This window comes from Candidatus Protofrankia californiensis (assembly GCF_900634765.1).
GTDB classification, from domain to species: Bacteria; Actinomycetota; Actinomycetes; order Frankiales; family Frankiaceae; genus Protofrankia; species Protofrankia californiensis.
Genome location: NZ_CAAAFT010000392.1, coordinates 1 through 579 on the forward strand (window position 1 = coordinate 1; position 579 = coordinate 579).

General features: G+C 69.8%; 1 protein-coding gene. It reads right to left on the reverse strand.

Annotation, left to right across the window (positions count from 1 at the left end; translation table 11 throughout):
• On the reverse strand, window positions 1-521 hold a 521-nt coding region (locus tag DD1DGNOD_RS20110), incomplete at its 3' end, for a prepilin peptidase (protein ID WP_241255859.1).
• Window positions 522-579 lie beyond the last annotated feature (58 nt).

Below are 579 nucleotides of genomic sequence, written 5' to 3' on the forward strand. Positions count from 1 at the left end.
AGGGTGATCCCCGCCATGAGCCCGGTGAGAACCACCGGGACGCCGAGCCACCCGAGCGCGCCACCGAGCAGACCGGACAGCCTCACGTCACCGAAGCCCAGACCGGCACCGGGCAACGCCCAGATGGCGGCGAACAGGGCGAACACGGCCGCCGCCGCAATGACACCGCGCAACCAGCGTCCCGGCTCCCGATCCAGGACCGCGGCAACACCGAACAGCCCGGCCATAACCGGGTAGGACGGCAAAGTGATCACGTCGGGAAGCCGGTGGACCCGAACGTCAATGGCGGCCAGGGCCACGCCAACCAGCCCGAGATAGGCGTACGCCGGCAGCCAGGCGACGTGGTCGGTCAGCTTGGCCGCGAACGCGACGACGACCGTGGCCGTGAGCAGACCCAGCATGTCCCGGGTGGGCACCGGACGGCGTGGCTGTTCTCCCTCCACCGGCCCGAAGGCACCCACCATGTGGGTGAGCCCCGGGACGACACACAGGGTGGCAAGGACGATCGCGACAGCCAGCACGATCGATACGACTGATCCGCTCGGTGTGGCCGACGTGACCGACGTGACCGACGTGGCC